The following is a 15,134-nucleotide window of genomic DNA, read 5'->3' as shown; positions in this document are numbered from 1 at the left end:
TGGGCAACCGAAGCCGGTTGACGATGAACTCGGTCGCGCGGTCGCCGCCGCCGAACAGCGTCTTCACCACGTCGACGACCGGGATCTTGAAGTCACCCAGGGACAGCGAGACGCAGAAGGCCGCGAAGACGAGGACGGCAAGGACGACGATGACCGCGAACGAGCGGGCCTGCCGGACCGCGCGGGCCCGGGTGATGACCTGAACTGCCTCGGCTGTCGTCGTCACAGGTCCGCCAGCTTCCGGCGCCGTACCAGCGCGATGAAGAACGGCGCGCCGATGACCGCGGTGACGATGCCGACCTGCAGCTCACCGGGCTGGGCGACAACGCGGCCGAGGACGTCGGAGGCGAGCAGCAGGATCGGCGCGAGCAGCATCGAGTACGGCAGGATCCAGCGGTAGTCCGGGCCGGTCACCAGCCGGGCCACGTGCGGAATCGTCAGCCCGATGAAACCGATCGGTCCCGCGGCCGCGGTGGCGGCGCCACACAGCAGTACGACGATCACCGCGACGAACAACCGCGCCAGCCCGACCCGCTGGCCGAGCGACTTCGCGACCTCGTCGCCGAGTGACAGCGCGTTGAGGACCCGGCCGGAGACCAGCGCCAGCACGATCCCGATCAGGATGAACGGCGCGACCTGCAGAGCGATGTCCGAACCCCGGCCGGCCAGCGATCCGACCGCCCAGAACCGGAACTGGTCGAAGGTGTCGACGTCACCGATCAGCAGCGCCGTGGTGAGCGAGCCGAGCATCGCCGTCATCGCCGCACCGGCCAGCGCCAGCTTCACCGGAGTCGCGCCCTCCCGGCCCAGCGACCCGAGCAGGTAGACCGCGACCGAGGCCGCGGCCGCGCCGGCGAACGCCAGCCAGACGTACGCCGTCAGCGTCGACAACCCGAACCAGTAGATGCCCGCGACAACGAAAAGGGCAGCGCCGCCGTTGACCCCGAGGATGCCCGGGTCGGCCAGCGGGTTCCTGGTCACGCCCTGCATCAAGGCACCCGCCAGACCCAGCGCCGCGCCGACCAGCAGCCCGATCACGGTCCGCGGCACCCGCAGGGACCGGATGATCACGTGATCGGTGTTCGCGTCGTCGTAGTGGCGCAGGGCATCGAACACGGTCGACAGCGGGATCTGCTTCGAACCGACCGCGATGCTGAGCAACGTCACCAGCACCAGCAGGGCGATACAGCCGAACAACCCGAGGAGGAGTGTGGCCCGCCGGGTCCGCCGCGGACGCGTCGGCACAGCGGCGTCAGGACCTGTGGACTCGGCCACAGCAGTGGGCGGGGGCATTGGACTTTGGGATCCTCTTAGGTAAGGCTAACCTCTAGACGCCTCAGAATAACCCGGTCGTCCACGCGTCCGCATCTGAGTCTCCCCCTGCAAGGTTTATGGAGAAACACGAATGACGACTGTGCTCGAGCGGCCGATCGTGTTCGACTCGGTCCTCGCCACCGTGGCGGCGGTCGACGACCTCAGCCCGCACCTGCGGCGCGTGACTTTCGTCGCACCGCGGATCGCCGACGCCGTGACGGCCGGCCCGGACCAGCGGATCAAGGTCCTGCTCGCGCCGCCGAACGGCGGTGAGCTCAAGCTCCCGGTCGGCCCGGACTGGTACACCCAGTGGTGCGCGCAACCGGCTGACGAGCGTTTCATCATGCGGACTTACACCGTTCGGGCGCTCCGTCCGGACGTCGCCGAGATCGACATCGAGTTCGTCCTGCACGGCGTCAACGGCCCCGCGTCCGCGTGGGTCAGCGAGGCCGAGCCCGGTGACCAGCTCGGCCTGATCCTGCCGTTCGCGGTCGACACCAGCAGCACCAAGGGCCTGCTGCACTCCGGCGTCGACTACGTCCCGCCGGCGACCAGCATCCGCCGGGTGCTCGTCGCCGACGAGACGGCTTTGCCGGCGCTCGCCGGGATCCTCGAGCAACTGCCGGCCGCGGTCCACGCGACGGTGTTCGTCGAGGTGCCCGACATCCGCGACGCCCGCCCGCTGCCGACCCCCGGCGCCGCCGACGTCACCTGGGTCGTGACCGGCGAGACTTCGTTGCTCGAGGCACTCAAAGCCGCCGAGCTCCCGTACGACGCCGACTACGCCTGGGTGGCCGGCGAGTCGTCGATGATCAAGTCGGTACGGCGCCACCTGGTCAATGTGGCCGGGATGCCGAAGAGCGCGATCTCGTTCCAGGGCTACTGGAAGCGCGGCGAAGCCCAGATCTGATCGGCGCCGCGGCCGAGGAGCTCCGCACTCCCCGGCCGCAGGCAGTGAAATTCAGGACGGGTTCTCCGCGTGGGTGAGGGTCTCCCACGCCACGAAGAGGCTGTTGCTCCCGGCCGGACGCCGGGACTCGGTGATCGCCTGGGTGTTCGTCATCGCGATCCCGAGCCGGGTGTGCAGGGCGTTGAACCCGACCTCGGTGATCGGGCCGAGCCCGCGGTTCACCGTGCCCTTGCACAGCCAGGACGGCACCGGCTCGAGGTTGCGTTCCCAGCGGGCCTGGAACCCGAGCGCGTGCCGCAGCCGCTCACCGAACTCCGGGTACAGGTCGATGCCCTGGATCCGGGACGTCTCCAGCACGTGCGAGATCGACGAGATGCCGTAGCCGGTGTGGGTGAAGTCGCGGCAGGTCTCCTGCGTCACGCCGTTCACGAACGTCTCCTGGCCGTGCCAGTACGCGATGATCTTCTCGCGGGTGTTCAGGTTCTGGCTCGGCTTCGTCTTCGGCAGCGGGCCGTCCGACTCCAGGTAGACGAAGGCCGGCACCCGGACCCGGTAGAGCGAGATCGCCTGGTCGTACACGGCCCGGTCCTCGAGGAACACGCCGATACCCTGGATGGCCTCGGTCATCGTCAGCTCCCAGTTCCCGTTGGAGTTGGAGCCGTTGATGATCTCGGGCAGGTAGACGTTGCGCAGCATGGTCGCGAACCGGCCCGAGTTCGGCCAGTTCCCGTACACGTGCTTGATGATCTCGGCGGCCTTCGGCCAGGACGACGCCGACCACGCGGTCTGCAGCGGCGCGTTGCTGTTGGTGTGGTCGCGGATCGTCGCCGACCAGGCGTCCATCAGCTGAATCGCCTTCTGGGCGTAGCGATCGTCACGGGTGATGTACCAGAGCACCGCGTCGGTGTACGCCGCGATCGCGTCCTGGCGCTCGTCGGTGCAGCCGAGGTTCGGGTTCGAGTACGGGCCGCACTCGACGACCGCTCGCGGTTTCGGCGTCCGGCTCAACGACCCGTAACTGCTGTTCTTGGCCTGGTTGAACGCGTCTGTCCACGGTTGCGCGCCGGCCTGCACCTTGGCCCGGACGAAGTCGAGCTGCGCCCGGCTCACACCGACACCGGGATGCGTGAACACGGCGGGCGCTTGTGGAGCCATGATTTCAGCCACAGTTTCGGCCTTCGGAGTGGCAACAGCGGGGCTGCTGAGGGTCCCGGCAACCAGCGCGGCACACGCAGCAGCCAAGACCAGTGTCTTCTTTCGCATGGCGGATGTCCTGTTCTACGGGGCGGTAGGACACTGCGCTTCCCCCTACTAGCGCAGGGTCTTTGCGAAAGTTTGACGACGGACGGTGAGCAGGTCAATATCCCAGCGAGCAGGAATTTCACAACGGAACAACCTGCCGAAAAGTCCCATCGTCCGTGGAACAAAGTGAGGTGTTGTCCCATGAAACCACGCCAGTTCCTGACCTTCGGAACCGCCGTCATGGCCGCCCCGGCACTACCCTCCGTCACCACCACCGCAGTCGCCGCCCCGCCCCCGGGCACCCTGCCGCCCCGCGCCGAGATCATCGCCCTGGTACGGCGGGTCGCCGACCACTGGATCGCCACCCACAGCAACTCCGGCGACAACGGGTTGGCCCGGGCGCCGACAACCACAACTGCATCCAGACCTACCTCGACCTGTACGACCTCGAGCCGTCCCCGAACAAGTTGACGGCGGCAACGGACACGTTGCGCCGGATGGTCGACACCACGAAGATCGACGACTGGTGGTGGTGCGACGCGCTGCACATGGCGATGCCGCCGTTCGCCCGGATCGGCGTACACCGTCCGGGCCGGATTGTTGCCGTCCGCAACCTATCTCCCGCTCGCGGCCCGGGCCTGGAACGGGATGGTCGCGACCGCGGTGCACTCGGACGGCTTCCTCGGCTACGTCCAGAAGGTCGGCGACCGGCCCGAGTCGAGCCAGCCTGTCAACTACGAGTCGACCGCCGACTTCGGCGTCGGCGCGTTCCTGCTGGCCGGCGCGGAGCTGGCCGCACTGGCGAGCTGACCGCCAAGGCGGCCCGGGCGTCAGCGCGCCTGGGTCGCCAGCTCGCCGGAGCGCACGCCGGCGGCGTCCAGCAGCGCGGCGGCCGTGGCGACGCCGACCCCACCGAGGGGCTGCGCCCGAACGACCGCGCGAGCGCTGACGCCGTCGAAGATGATGGTCAGCTGGATCGCCAGCGTGCCCGGGTCGTCCGCGCCCGCCTTCACCAGCTCACGGTGGAAGAAGTCGGTCAACTGCTGCTTGAAGTGCCGCGCGACGACCGAGCCCGGGTGCTCCGGGTTCTTCAGCTCGACCGCCGTACTCACCATCGGGCACCCGAGATAGTTGCCCTCAGCAGCCATCTTGTCCTGCCGCTCGAAAACGGACAGGATCCGGTCCCGGGCCGGTCGGTCGTCCTCCGGTCCCGGGTGCAGCAGCCGCTGGTACGACGGGCCGCGGCTGGCCAGGCTCTCCGCGATCAGCTCGTCCTTGGAGCGGAACAGCTGGTACATCGACTTCTTCGAGACCCCGGCCGCCTTGCAGAGCGCGTCCACACCAATGCTGACGCCGTCGCGGTAGAAGAGTTCGCCCGCGGCGTCCAGGAGCCGCTCGCGGGGTGTCGCCGAGGTGGTCATGCAACGAGAGTACCGGGTGGATTTGCCTGAGGAAACCGATCGGTTTACGCTGGTGGAAACAGATCGGTTTCCAACTCCTGGGAGTTTTGACATGACCACACTCGAAGGCGCCGTCGTCCTCGTCACCGGCGGCCAGCGCGGGATCGGCAAGGCGATCGTCGACGACCTGCTCAACCGCGGTGTCGCGAAGGTCTACGCCACCGCCCGCGACCCCAAGCCGAGCAGCGATCCGCGCGTCGTGCCGCTGCCGCTGGAGATCACCGACCAGGCCTCGATCGACGCCCTGGTCGCGGCGGTCCCGGACGTCACCGTCCTGATCAACAACGCCGGCGCCAGCTCGCCGGACACCTACCTGGACACCCCGATCGAGGCCGTCCGGGACGTCTTCGAGGCGAACTTCTTCGGCCCGCTCAACCTGACCCGCGCGCTGGTCCCGGTGATCGAGCGCAACGGCGGCGGTCACATCCTGAACGCGCACTCGGCGCTGTCCTGGGTCGCCCTGCACGGCGCGTACGCCGCGACCAAGGCTGCGTTCTGGCTGCAGAGCAACGCGATCCGGCTGGAGTTGCTCAACCGCGGCATCGGCGTCACCGGCCTGCACATGGGGTACGTCGACACCGACATGGTGACCGCGGTCGACGCACCGAAGTCCCGGCCCGAGGACATCGCCAAGCAGGCGCTCGACGGCATCGAGTCAGGTGCACACGAGGTGCTCGCCGACGACACCGCCCGCGGCGCCAAGGCGCTGGTGTCCCAGGACCTGACGGCGGCCTACCCGCAACTCGTCAACTGATCGACACACGCTCGACAACCTTCGGTAAGGACGTTGCGTAAGCTGGTCCAGGATGATTGACGTCCTCGCCGTTGTCCGTCCCGAAGATGCCGTCACCGACTTCCTGTCCGTCCTGGATCCGGCCCATGGCCGTGAGGTCCACCTGCTCGCCGCCGAGCGCGGCATCTACCTGAAGCTGCCCGCCGGTGTGCCGCTCGAAGGCCGGCTCGCGGCGATCGCAGCACTGCAGGCCAGCTCCGGCGAGAGCGACAAGCCGTTCTCGCCGGCGACTGCGGCCGCGGCGATCGCCCGCGAGGCCGGCGCGGTGCCGTTCACCGTCTGGACCCATCACCCGTCGGACACCCGGACTACGCATGGTCGTTGGGCCCTCGACCTCACGGCCGCCGTCGAGGGCTCGGTCCGCTACACGATGGCGGTGAGTGCGCCGTCCGTCGTACTCGACCCGGTCGAGGTCGCGGACTCGCCGTACGAGCAGGCGCGGCTGGACGCGACGGTCCAGTGGCTGCGGCGGCACTTCGATCCCGCTGCGGGGCGGGTGATCGAGGTGGGCGCGCACGAGGGCGCACTGACGCAGCGGCTGCTGGCCGACGGGTACTCCGTCGACGCGACCGAGCCGAACGAGGGCTTGCTGGAACGGCTGCGATCGAACGTGAGCGGAGACGTCCGCATCCATCCACACAGCTTCGAGGACCTCGCCACCACGGCTCGGCTCACGGGGTCGGCGTACCTGCTGATCGAGGTCTTGTACTACGGCCAGGACCTGAGCCTGCTCGACCGGTTCCCGACCGACCACCTGTTCGTGGCACTGGAAGCCGGCGAGCTCGGCGGCGTGGTCGGTCGAGGAAGAGATCGAGCTCGTTCCACCCCGGCTGGAGAATCTGTCCGGCGGGCTGCTCCGGAAACGCGGCAGCCGCGGGGTGCTGCTCCGGCGTCAGTTGCCTGCAGCAACCAGATAGAAGTCGCGGTCGCGGGTGTACTCCATCGTGGCCGCGATGCCGTCGGCGGCCTCGGCGGAGAACTCGCGCTCGACGACGTGCAGCGCGAGGTCGATGCCGGCCGTGATGCCGCCGGCAGTGACCAGGTCGCCGTCGTCGACGACGCGGTTCGTCTTCACGTCCGCGCCGAACGCCTCGAGCTCGGACCAGGCGTTGCGGTTCGTCGTCACCGCTCGGCCCTTCACCAGCCCGGCTTCGGCGAGCAGCATCGAGCCCGTGCAGACCGAGCTGAGGAAGCGGAGCTGCGGCGCCAGCTCGGCGATCCGGGCGGTCATCACACCGCGCCTGGCCTCGGCCCAGGCGCCCTTCTCGGCGCGGTTCAGCCAGCCGCCGCCCGGGACGAAGAGCGCGTCCGGCGCACCGAGTCCCTTGGGTGCCTTGAACTGCAGGCCGTGCAGCCCGGTCACCTCGACCGGCCCGTCCAGTCCGACCAGCACCAACTCGAGCTCGGTCCGCTTCGCGGCGTGACTCCACACCTCGAACGGGCCCATCACATCCATTTCGTCGACCCCGTCGAACACCAGCATCTCGATCCGCATACCTTCAGCCAACCGTTTCGCCGTACCCACGACCAGTGACCGGTTGGCCGCCCTTCGCAAGGATTCGGCCACCGGCCTCAGCCCAGTACGTCAGTGGCCTTGTGCGTGCGGTCGACGCCTTCGACCAGCATCGCGACGCCGTCCGAGTTGTCGGTGCGCAGGTGCAGGATCTCGCGGTACGCCGGTGAGTCGTACCAGCCGCGGGCGCTCGCGTAGTCCGGGAACTCGATCACGATCAGCGCACCGTCCCAGGCGCCCTCGATGTGCTCCGGCTGACCACCGTGCACGATGAAGTGGCCGTCGTACGGCGCCAGCGTGGCGTCGATGCGCTCGAGGTACTCGGTGATGCCCGCGCCGAGGCGGACGTTGCGCAGATTCGCGATCGCGTAGTGCTTCATGGTGAGCCTCCTCGCTCCTCGGGATACGACAAGGCTCCGGCACTCGGTGCATCAAGACGATTACCTCTGACGTCATCAGGGCCGGATTGGTCTGCTGCCGACGTACCGTAGATGGCATGTCAGCGACAGGGGGACCTTCTTCCACGCCGGTGGAGGAGGTGGAGGAACGGGTCGGGCCGTACCGGTTGGTGCGGCGGCTCGGGCAGGGTGGCATGGGCGTCGTCTACCTGGCCGAAGGGCCCGAGCACCAGGAGGTCGCGCTCAAGGTGTTGCGGCCGCACGTCGCCCACGACCCGATCGCTCGCGCCCGGCTGCAGCGCGAAGCGACCACGCTGCAGAAAGTGAACCACCCAGGCGTGGCCGGCATCCTCGATCACGATCTGGAAGGCGACCAGCCGTACCTGGTGACGCGGTTCGTCCCGGGCCGGCCGCTGGACGAGCAGGTCGACGACCGGGGACCGCTGACGCCGCGCAAGTGGCTGCCGGTGGCCGGCTGCCTGGCGGAGTCGCTGCAGGCGATCCACACCGCCGGCGTGATCCACCGCGACCTCAAGCCCGGCAACGTGATGATGTTCAACGGCCGCCCGGTGATGATCGACTTCGGTATCGCCCAGGCCGCTGACGACCTGCGACTCACCCAGACCGGCCTGGTGATCGGCACGCCGGGCTACCTCGCACCGGAGCTCATCGAGGGCGAGACGGTGTCGGAGTCCGCGGACTGGTGGGGCTGGGCAGCCACGGTCGCGTTTGCGGCGACTGGACGGCGCCCGTTCGGCAAGGGACCGTTCGAGGCCGTGCTGGCCCGAGTGCACAGCGGTCAGACCGATCTGGAGGGGCTGGACCCGCGGCTGAAGTCTCTGCTCGCCGCGGCGCTCTCTCCGGACCGACGGGACCGGCCGACGCAGGACGAGATCATGACTGGCCTCAACCGGTACGCCGAGGGGCGTGATGCCTTCGTGCCGCGAGACAAGCCGACGCTGGTGGTTGCTCCGCCGACTGTTCAGCTCAGTCCGCCTACTGCGCAGATGACTCGGGTAATGCCGGAGGAGGAGGGCTCTGGGGAGCCTTCGCCGGCCGATGTGGCGCAGCTCGTGCCCTCGGTGATCCCACCGCTGTCCGCGTTTGCTCCGATCCGCGACAAGCTCCGCGATGCCGCGGCCAATCGCAAAGCCGCAGCGGCTGCAGCGGCGGCTGGTGGCGCGGTGCCCGGCGGTGCGGTAGTCGGCGGTGCGGCTGGTGGCGCTGTCGGCGGTTTGGCGGGGGCTCCGGTGCATCCGGCGACGTACAGTCCGGCGCCGAACGCAGCCGCTCCGGCCGCGATGCCTCTCCCCTACCAAGGCGCTCCCGGCTACGCCCCTACGCCGTATCCCGCTGGCTACCAGAGCCCGGCTCCTGCGCCGTACCAGAGCCCGGCGCCGGAACCGTATCAGCAGCGTGCTCCCCAGCCGCCGGAGCGCAGGGATCCGTACCAGGCCAACCCGTACGACGGGAAGCCGCAGCGGGCTCCCGCCACCGGCAAGCGCACGGCCGTGGTCGTCGGCTTCATGGTGGCGCTCACTGGACTCGTAGCGCTCTACCCGGGCCTGGGCTCGCTCGTGGCGATCGTGCTGTTTGTGATCGCGCGTACGGTCGACCGCTCCAGCACTGCACTGATGCGTCGACGCCAGCTGCGCGGCCGGTCTGGGCGCTCTGACGGTGTGGTGGCCGCGGCATCGACTCCGCTCCAGCTGGTCACCTCGGCGCTGATCACCCTGCCGTGCCTGATCCTGCCGCTCCTGACCGGAGTCGTCGTCGGAGGCATCGTCACCGGAGTGGTCGGTGTGGCCAACGGCGTCGAGTGGCAGCCGCTGTCAGCCGTCGGCTTCGGCAGCGCGGCGCTCACCGCGCTCTTCTTCGCCTGGTGGGGCCCCGGCGGCAGCTCGCTCCGCCGCGGAGCCCACATCGCGGCCCGCAACGCGTTCCGCCCACGCTGGCTGTCCGCCACCGTCGCCGCCGCACTGCTGGCCCTCGGCGGCCTGACCTTCTACAACGCCACCCAGGGCGAGGGCTCAACCTGGGCCCGCACCCCCATCGAGACCCCCAACATCAACACCCGCCCCACCCTCGAAGACCTCCGCCAGGCCCCCTTCATCCGAGACCTACCCTTCATCGGCCGGTGAAGGACGAGCACCTGTGCACGTCTCGCCTAGAGCGCGATGATCGGGACCTTCCACCGGGAGTTGCCACGCCATGCACCGTTGCGCGCGGCCTCCGCGAGGTGCGCGATGTCGCCTCGGTCCGAGGTCACACAAGTCGCCGCCGACTCGAAGCAGCAGGCCACGACCTGGGCGTCGACCACATCAGCCCGATCGGCGACCGCCAGCAACTCGCCGACTCGGGTGGCCAGGTCCTGGGTGAGCGGCACCACGTCACAACCGTCGATCAGCCTCCGAAGCCCTCGCTGCTTGTGACCTCGCCAGACCCGAGCAAGCACTGCGGCAGGCACGCTCGGCTCGACACCGCGCATCAGAGCCCGCAGATGGATCGCCCAAAGGCGTGGGTCGTCGCGCTCGGCGGCAATCAGCGCGCCGGCGTCGTAGACCAACTGCGTCACGCCGTCGGGCCCTCGTCCGCCGCACCGTCGTCGGCCGCCTCGCGCCGAGCCTCCTCCAGCGCCCGATCCGCCCAGTCGAGCTGCTCCGCCGTCAGCTCACCATGCTCCGACTCCCAGTCCGACACCGCTTCCAGACCTCGGTACAGGCGTTCGCTCTTCGCCACCAACTCGTTCACGTAGGCCGACGGTGTCGTCTCCGCCTCCCGAGCCCGGCGTTCGACGGCTGCCCACAGCTCTTCGTCGAAGGACAGGGTCTTCTTCTTCACCGCCATGCAGCCGTGGTATGACCGCGGTATGACCGCGGTATGACCGGCGCGAACCGCCGAGAGCGTCCCGGCGGTTCGCCGTGCGGTCAGAGCTGGACGATCTGGGTGCGTTCGGGGCCTACGCCGATGGCGGAGATGCGGGCGCCACTGAGGGACTCGACGGCGCGGACGTAAGCCTGGGCCTCCTTCGGGAGGTCCTCGAAGCTGCGGCAGCCGGAGATGTCGTCGGTCCAGCCGTCGAACTCCTCGTAGACCGGGACCGCGTGGTGGAAGTCGGTCTGGGTCATCGGCATCTCGTCGTGCCGGACGCCGCCGACGTCGTACGCGACGCAGACCGGGATCGTCGAGCGCCCAGTGAGCGTGTCCAGCTTCGTGAGGACGAAGTCGGAGACACCGTTCACGCGGGCGGCGTAGCGCGCGATGACCGCGTCGTACCAACCACACCGGCGTGGCCGGCCGGTCGTCGTACCGAACTCCGCGCCCTGCTGCCGCAACCACTCGCCGTCGGCGTCGAGAAGCTCGGTCGGGAACGGGCCCTCGCCGACCCGGGTCGTGTAGGCCTTGACCACCGCCATCACGCGGTCGATCCGCGTCGGCGGGATGCCGGAGCCGGTGCACGCGCCCGCGGAGATCGCGTTCGACGAGGTGACGAACGGGTAGGTCCCGTGGTCGACGTCGAGAAGGGTCGCCTGACCGGCCTCCATCAGCACGGTCTTGCCGTCGTCCAGCGCCTTGTTCAGCAGCAGGCTGGTGTCGGCCACCATCGGCCTGAGGCGTTCGGCGTACCCGAGCAGCTCGTCCAGGACCTCGGCGATCTCGACCGCGCGACGGTTGTAGACCTTCACCAGCAGCTGGTTCTTCTGCTCCAGCGCGCCGGTGACCTTCTGCTCGAGGATCTTCTCGTCGTACAGGTCCTGGACCCGGATGCCGATCCGGTTCATCTTGTCCGCGTACGTCGGCCCGATGCCGCGTCCCGTGGTCCCGATCCGGCGGCTGCCGAGGAACCGCTCGGTCACCTTGTCCAGCGTCCGGTTGTACGGCGGGATCAGATGAGCGCTCGCGCTCACCACCAGCCGGGACGTGTCGACGCCACGGGCCTGCAGCGCGTCCAGTTCCTCGAACAGCACGCTGAGGTCGACCACGACCCCGTTGCCGATCACCGGGGTGACCCCCGGGGTCAGGATGCCGCTGGGCAGCAGGTGCAGCGCGTACTTCTCGGACCCGATCACGACCGTGTGGCCGGCGTTGTTGCCGCCGTTGAACTTGACCACGTAGTCGATGACCTCGCCCGTGTTGCCGAGCAGGTCGGTCGCCTTGCCTTTGCCCTCATCGCCCCACTGGGCGCCGACGAGCACGATTGCGGGCATCTCAGCCCTCCTCTTCACGCGCCGGCCGACGACCTCACGACGCCGCGGCAGCCAACGCTGGAAACGGTGAAGCCCGGAGACGTTCACCGGACATTCATCCGGCGACGCATCCAGGCTCTTGCGACCAAAGCCTACCGGAACCCCGGCCGACCGCTCGATCACCGTCCACAGGACTGAAACGATCACTTGAAGTAGGTGTTTCATCACGTAACGGGTTGCCATTTTCCGTGATCGCGTGCACACTCTTAGTCAGCGGCCCGCCGAAACTGCCGCAGGGGACGGTTCCGGCGGGCCGCTTCCTCGTTTCCGGACACGACCGGATGCGACGGAACGCCTTCTACTGCAGGTCTTCCGGGTTCGAGGCCAGCCACTCCTTCACGCGCCGGTCGGCCTCCTCGCGCGACACGTCCTCGACCTTCGTCAGGATCGCCCAGCGGTGCCCGAACGGGTCGATCACCGTGCCGTACCGGTCCCCGGTCATGAACGTCTGGACCTGCTCCACCGGCGTCGCCCCGGCCTCGACCGCCTTCGCGAACGTCGCGTCCACGTCCGGCACGTAGTGCACCAGCGACGAGTGCACCCACTCGCCGTTCGGCGCCCGCAGCCCGAGCTGCGGCATCTGGTCGCTCAGCTGCAGCATCGAGTTCCCGAACTTCAGCTCCGCCTGCCCGACCCGCCCGTCCGGCAGGTCCTGCCGGCTGATCACCTCGGCCCCGAACACCGACTGGTAGAACGCGATCGCCTTCGGGCCGTCCGGCACGGCGAGGTACGGCGTCAGCGAGTGATAACCGTCGGGGATGGGGTTTACCGTGTTCGTCGTCATGAGAGTCAGTCAACGTGGCCGCCGCCGTACCGGTCTTGTAAGAAAGCGACAGGCGATTTGAGCATCCCGCCGGACAGCGAGAAGGGCATCCTGCACCCGCGGGAGCAGGCCCGGCACCGGTCGCTGAGCCGGCTCGCCGCCGGGCCGGAGGTCGGCCGGTTCGTCGAGTGGTACTGGATCGTCGAGTGGGACCTGGACGAGCCGTACACGGCCGAGGTGCTGCCGTTCCCCAGCGTCAACGTGACGTTCGAGCAGCCGGGTGGCGGGTTCGTGAACGGGGTCTGCACACGCAAGTTCGAGCGCGAGCTGGTCGGCCGGGGCCGGGCGTTCGGGGTGAAGTTCTGGGCCGGCGGCTTCGGTGCGGTGACCGGGCTCGACGTGGCTTCCTTCCGCGACCAGCGGCTGCCGCTGACCGCGGTGTTCCCGGACGGCGACCGGCTGGCGGACCTGATGTTCGCCGAGGAGTCCGACGTACGGCGCCGTGCGGTGTTCGAGGCGTTCCTGCGCGACCACCTCGCGCCGCCGGACCCGTCGTACGAGCTGGTCCGCGACATCGTCACCGCGATGGCGGCGGACCGTTCGGTGGCGCGGGTGGACCAGATCACCGAGCAGTTCGGCATCCCGATCCGCACGCTGCAACGCCTCTTCCGGCGGTACGTCGGAGTCGGCCCGAAGTGGGTGCTGCGGCGCTATCGCCTGCACGACGGCGCCGAACTGCTCGCGCAGGGCGAGGTAACCGAGCTGGCGGAGCTGTCCGCCTCGCTCGGCTACTTCGACCAGGCCCACTTCTCCAAAGAGTTCAAGCAGCAGATCGGCCTGACCCCGGCCGAGTACGCCGCCCGGGCCGCCGCCGAACGTCAGATCACTTACCGCTGACCTTCACCACGTACGCCATCGCGGCCGCGAGCACCGTGGCCAGTAGTGCGACGGCGTACCCGTGCTGGGCGGTGTGGGCGTCGACGACTCGGCCGGCGAGGGCCGCGCCGACAGCGATACCAGCCGCACTCCCCGAGTTCAGCCAGGTGAAGGCCTGCGTGAGCACGGCGGATTCCACCTCCGACTCGGCCAGTACGGCGGACAGCGTCTGAATCGGCGCGATGGCCAAGCCGGGGAGTGCGAGCGCGATCCCTACCGCCAAAGGGGTTTCGACCAACAGCAACGGGATCGTGCCGATGCTGAGCGCGGTCATCGCGAGCAGGAACTGGCTGCGCGCGGGCATGCGCCAACGCCTTGCGCCGTACGCGAATCCAGCGGCCAGGCCGACCAGACTGGTGATGCTGTAGAGCGGGCCGGCGAGTGACGGTGTGCCGCGGTCGACGGCGTACGCGGTGACGGCGACCTGCATGCTGCCGAAGAAGATGCCGATCCCGATGTTCGTGGCCACCAACGCCAGGAATGCCTTGCGCAGCAGGCGATCCGGGTCCTTGGCGTCATCGCGCTTCGCCGGCGGTGGCGCCGTACTGCGTTGCAGCGCCAGTGCGAAGCCGCCAGCCAGCACCAGGCTCGTGGCAAGTGCAGTCCCGACCACCGGGCTGCTGAGCGAGCTGACCGTCCCGATGAGCGCCGGGCCGACCATGAAGGCGACTCCGACCCCCAATGCCTCCAGTGCGAAGGCGGAGGACAAGAGAGGTGAGCCGCGGAGTGCATGTGACCAGCGAGCACCTGTCTGTGCGCCTACTTGGGGCAGCGACCCGCCTGTCAGAACGCCGGCGACGACGAGCGACCACAGTGGTCCGTGGCTGAGCGTGAGGCCGATCAGCGCGGCGACCGCTGCCGCATGCACCACGAGAGTGATCGGCAGCATGCGGGTCTGACCGAAGCGGTCGATGAGTCGGGCGACCTGTGGACCGGCCACAGCCTCTGCGACCGCGAATCCACCGGTCACAGTCCCAGCCGCGGCGTACGAGCCGGTGGATCCGTGGACCAGCCAGACGATGCCCAGGCTGGTCATGGCGAGACCTATGCGAGCCGGTGCGGCCGCCAGGTAGAACTTCCACGCCCCGGGAGTACGCAGCGCCGCCGCGTAGCTGGAAGTCGGCGTGCTGATCCGTCCGGTGAGTGCCGGCACGGTGAGACCTTCCGCTGCCCGAAGGGGCGGGGACCGACCGTGGGCGTCCAGCTTCACCGGTCCGTCGAGTCCGCCTACAACCGTCCATGTTCGGCAGGAAGCGGGGACGCTCGCCGCCTGCCGGCTATGTCAACGGGCAGAAAACCTTGTCGTTCAGGTTGACGCGCTCATCCTACCGGCTTCGAGGACGGGCACGGAGTTGCTGCGGTCGACCTCGGCCGCGATCGCGACGTCTTGAGGGAAGCCGTACTGCGTGAGCTCGCGGCCGCCGGCGCACTCGTGCAACAGGGTCGGCAGCTCGGCGGCCACGTCCTCGTAAGCCGCGGCGGCAGCCCTCGCCTCCGGCGACATGCCCTGCCTGCCCAGCGCGCTGAGGAATCCGCCGGCGCCCCAGAGATCTTCGAC

Annotated in this window: 18 protein-coding genes and 3 pseudogenes; 7 read left to right on the top strand and 14 right to left on the bottom strand. The window is 69.0% G+C overall.

Going from position 1 to position 15,134, the window contains the following annotated elements:
* Together ACWCOV_RS40310 and ACWCOV_RS40305 are read right to left on the bottom strand one after the other, a co-directional pair.
* Nucleotides 1-226: pseudogene (locus ACWCOV_RS40310) on the bottom strand (iron ABC transporter permease); the annotation flags it as partial.
* Complete coding sequence (locus tag ACWCOV_RS40305) at nt 223-1,293, bottom strand: FecCD family ABC transporter permease (RefSeq protein WP_449834656.1); 1,071 nt, start codon at nt 1,291-1,293, stop codon at nt 223-225. The gene ACWCOV_RS40305 and the pseudogene ACWCOV_RS40310, both read right to left, overlap by 4 nt.
* A gap of 112 nt (nt 1,294-1,405) precedes the next feature.
* On the opposite strand from ACWCOV_RS40305, the gene ACWCOV_RS40300 reads away from it, so the two are divergent.
* The gene (locus ACWCOV_RS40300; RefSeq protein WP_449834655.1) at nt 1,406-2,224 is read left to right on the top strand and encodes a siderophore-interacting protein; all 819 of its coding nucleotides are present in this window, start codon (nt 1,406-1,408) and stop codon (nt 2,222-2,224) included.
* A gap of 51 nt (nt 2,225-2,275) precedes the next feature.
* On the opposite strand, the gene ACWCOV_RS40295 is transcribed toward ACWCOV_RS40300, so the two are convergent.
* Complete coding sequence (locus ACWCOV_RS40295; protein WP_449834654.1) at nt 2,276-3,487, bottom strand: alginate lyase family protein; 1,212 nt, start codon at nt 3,485-3,487, stop codon at nt 2,276-2,278.
* A 180-nt stretch (nt 3,488-3,667) separates the two neighbouring features.
* Here ACWCOV_RS40295 and ACWCOV_RS40290 point away from each other — a divergent pair, with 180 nt between their 5' ends.
* From ACWCOV_RS40290 to ACWCOV_RS40280, 3 genes and pseudogenes are all read left to right on the top strand, one after another.
* Nucleotides 3,668-3,937, top strand: a complete 270-nt coding sequence (locus ACWCOV_RS40290) for a hypothetical protein (RefSeq protein WP_449834653.1) — start codon at nt 3,668-3,670, stop codon at nt 3,935-3,937.
* Nucleotides 3,904-3,984 (top strand): annotated as a pseudogene (locus tag ACWCOV_RS40285) (hypothetical protein); the annotation flags it as partial. The gene ACWCOV_RS40290 and the pseudogene ACWCOV_RS40285, both read left to right, overlap by 34 nt.
* Nucleotides 3,985-4,057: 73 nt before the next feature.
* A pseudogene (locus tag ACWCOV_RS40280) lies at nt 4,058-4,276 on the top strand (glycoside hydrolase family 88 protein); the annotation flags it as partial.
* 20 nt (nt 4,277-4,296) lie between these two features.
* Here the strand turns inward: ACWCOV_RS40280 and ACWCOV_RS40275 are convergent.
* Nucleotides 4,297-4,887 carry a TetR/AcrR family transcriptional regulator gene (locus tag ACWCOV_RS40275; RefSeq protein ID WP_449834652.1) on the bottom strand — a complete coding sequence of 197 codons (591 nt, stop codon included), beginning with the start codon at nt 4,885-4,887 and terminating at the stop codon, nt 4,297-4,299.
* A 91-nt stretch (nt 4,888-4,978) separates the two neighbouring features.
* On the opposite strand from ACWCOV_RS40275, the gene ACWCOV_RS40270 reads away from it, so the two are divergent.
* The gene (locus tag ACWCOV_RS40270; protein ID WP_449834651.1) at nt 4,979-5,680 is read left to right on the top strand and encodes an SDR family oxidoreductase; all 702 of its coding nucleotides are present in this window, start codon (nt 4,979-4,981) and stop codon (nt 5,678-5,680) included.
* Here ACWCOV_RS40270 and ACWCOV_RS40265 read toward each other — a convergent pair.
* The 4 genes from ACWCOV_RS40265 to ACWCOV_RS40250 all read right to left on the bottom strand — a co-directional run bounded on the left by ACWCOV_RS40265 (nt 5,673) and on the right by ACWCOV_RS40250 (nt 7,612).
* Nucleotides 5,673-6,008, bottom strand: a complete 336-nt coding sequence (locus tag ACWCOV_RS40265) for a hypothetical protein (RefSeq protein WP_449834650.1) — start codon at nt 6,006-6,008, stop codon at nt 5,673-5,675. The genes ACWCOV_RS40270 and ACWCOV_RS40265 overlap by 8 nt on opposite strands.
* Nucleotides 6,009-6,082: 74 nt before the next feature.
* Entirely contained in the window at nt 6,083-6,349 is a 267-nt protein-coding gene (locus ACWCOV_RS40260; protein WP_449834649.1) for a hypothetical protein, read from the bottom strand.
* A 262-nt stretch (nt 6,350-6,611) separates the two neighbouring features.
* Nucleotides 6,612-7,214: a DJ-1/PfpI family protein gene (locus ACWCOV_RS40255; RefSeq protein WP_449834648.1), complete on the bottom strand. Its 603-nt coding sequence runs from the start codon at nt 7,212-7,214 to the stop codon at nt 6,612-6,614.
* A 77-nt stretch (nt 7,215-7,291) separates the two neighbouring features.
* Entirely contained in the window at nt 7,292-7,612 is a 321-nt protein-coding gene (locus tag ACWCOV_RS40250; protein ID WP_449834647.1) for a DUF1330 domain-containing protein, read from the bottom strand.
* 116 nt (nt 7,613-7,728) lie between these two features.
* On the opposite strand from ACWCOV_RS40250, the gene ACWCOV_RS40245 reads away from it, so the two are divergent.
* On the top strand, nt 7,729-9,771 hold the full coding sequence (locus ACWCOV_RS40245; RefSeq protein ID WP_449834646.1) for a protein kinase domain-containing protein: 2,043 nt from the start codon (nt 7,729-7,731) through the stop codon (nt 9,769-9,771).
* Nucleotides 9,772-9,797: 26 nt separating this feature from the next.
* On the opposite strand, the gene ACWCOV_RS40240 is transcribed toward ACWCOV_RS40245, so the two are convergent.
* The 4 genes from ACWCOV_RS40240 to ACWCOV_RS40225 form a co-directional block, all read right to left on the bottom strand.
* Complete coding sequence (locus ACWCOV_RS40240) at nt 9,798-10,205, bottom strand: PIN domain-containing protein (RefSeq protein WP_449834645.1); 408 nt, start codon at nt 10,203-10,205, stop codon at nt 9,798-9,800.
* Nucleotides 10,202-10,477, bottom strand: a complete 276-nt coding sequence (locus ACWCOV_RS40235) for a hypothetical protein (RefSeq protein WP_449834644.1) — start codon at nt 10,475-10,477, stop codon at nt 10,202-10,204. The genes ACWCOV_RS40240 and ACWCOV_RS40235 overlap by 4 nt, the downstream gene beginning before the upstream one ends.
* Before the next feature lie 80 nt (nt 10,478-10,557).
* Nucleotides 10,558-11,838, bottom strand: coding sequence for an adenylosuccinate synthase (locus ACWCOV_RS40230; protein ID WP_449834643.1), 1,281 nt, complete (start codon nt 11,836-11,838; stop codon nt 10,558-10,560).
* 337 nt (nt 11,839-12,175) lie between these two features.
* Nucleotides 12,176-12,661 (bottom strand): VOC family protein, encoded by a 486-nt coding sequence (locus tag ACWCOV_RS40225; protein ID WP_449834642.1) that lies wholly within the window; start codon nt 12,659-12,661, stop codon nt 12,176-12,178.
* 57 nt (nt 12,662-12,718) lie between these two features.
* On the opposite strand from ACWCOV_RS40225, the gene ACWCOV_RS40220 reads away from it, so the two are divergent.
* Nucleotides 12,719-13,537: a DUF6597 domain-containing transcriptional factor gene (locus ACWCOV_RS40220; RefSeq protein ID WP_449834641.1), complete on the top strand. Its 819-nt coding sequence runs from the start codon at nt 12,719-12,721 to the stop codon at nt 13,535-13,537.
* Here the strand turns inward: ACWCOV_RS40220 and ACWCOV_RS40215 are convergent.
* Complete coding sequence (locus tag ACWCOV_RS40215; protein ID WP_449834640.1) at nt 13,524-14,729, bottom strand: MFS transporter; 1,206 nt, start codon at nt 14,727-14,729, stop codon at nt 13,524-13,526. The two genes, ACWCOV_RS40220 and ACWCOV_RS40215, sit on opposite strands and share 14 nt — an antisense overlap.
* Before the next feature lie 153 nt (nt 14,730-14,882).
* The coding region (locus ACWCOV_RS40210; RefSeq protein ID WP_449834639.1) for a 2-phosphosulfolactate phosphatase at nt 14,883-15,134 on the bottom strand (252 nt) is incomplete at its 5' end.

It is taken from the genome of Kribbella sp. NPDC002412, from assembly GCF_053592935.1.
This window is presented reverse-complemented; position numbering and strand designations above follow the sequence as displayed.

What these genes read in the sequence shown, in the direction of transcription:
- ACWCOV_RS40290 (WP_449834653.1), top strand. Translation starts at nt 3,668, where the DNA reads ATGAAACCACGCCAGTTCCTGACCTTCGGAACCGCCGTCATGGCCGCC.
- ACWCOV_RS40265 (WP_449834650.1), bottom strand. Translation starts at nt 6,008, where the DNA reads ATGGGTCCAGACGGTGAACGGCACCGCGCCGGCCTCGCGGGCGATCGC.
- ACWCOV_RS40295 (WP_449834654.1), bottom strand. Translation starts at nt 3,487, where the DNA reads ATGCGAAAGAAGACACTGGTCTTGGCTGCTGCGTGTGCCGCGCTGGTT.
- ACWCOV_RS40305 (WP_449834656.1), bottom strand. Translation starts at nt 1,293, where the DNA reads ATGCCCCCGCCCACTGCTGTGGCCGAGTCCACAGGTCCTGACGCCGCT.
- ACWCOV_RS40270 (WP_449834651.1), top strand. Translation starts at nt 4,979, where the DNA reads ATGACCACACTCGAAGGCGCCGTCGTCCTCGTCACCGGCGGCCAGCGC.
- ACWCOV_RS40250 (WP_449834647.1), bottom strand. Translation starts at nt 7,612, where the DNA reads ATGAAGCACTACGCGATCGCGAATCTGCGCAACGTCCGCCTCGGCGCG.
- ACWCOV_RS40300 (WP_449834655.1), top strand. Translation starts at nt 1,406, where the DNA reads ATGACGACTGTGCTCGAGCGGCCGATCGTGTTCGACTCGGTCCTCGCC.
- ACWCOV_RS40275 (WP_449834652.1), bottom strand. Translation starts at nt 4,887, where the DNA reads ATGACCACCTCGGCGACACCCCGCGAGCGGCTCCTGGACGCCGCGGGC.
- ACWCOV_RS40245 (WP_449834646.1), top strand. Translation starts at nt 7,729, where the DNA reads ATGTCAGCGACAGGGGGACCTTCTTCCACGCCGGTGGAGGAGGTGGAG.
- ACWCOV_RS40260 (WP_449834649.1), bottom strand. Translation starts at nt 6,349, where the DNA reads ATGCGGACGTCTCCGCTCACGTTCGATCGCAGCCGTTCCAGCAAGCCC.
- ACWCOV_RS40255 (WP_449834648.1), bottom strand. Translation starts at nt 7,214, where the DNA reads ATGCGGATCGAGATGCTGGTGTTCGACGGGGTCGACGAAATGGATGTG.
- ACWCOV_RS40225 (WP_449834642.1), bottom strand. Translation starts at nt 12,661, where the DNA reads ATGACGACGAACACGGTAAACCCCATCCCCGACGGTTATCACTCGCTG.
- ACWCOV_RS40235 (WP_449834644.1), bottom strand. Translation starts at nt 10,477, where the DNA reads ATGGCGGTGAAGAAGAAGACCCTGTCCTTCGACGAAGAGCTGTGGGCA.
- ACWCOV_RS40230 (WP_449834643.1), bottom strand. Translation starts at nt 11,838, where the DNA reads ATGCCCGCAATCGTGCTCGTCGGCGCCCAGTGGGGCGATGAGGGCAAA.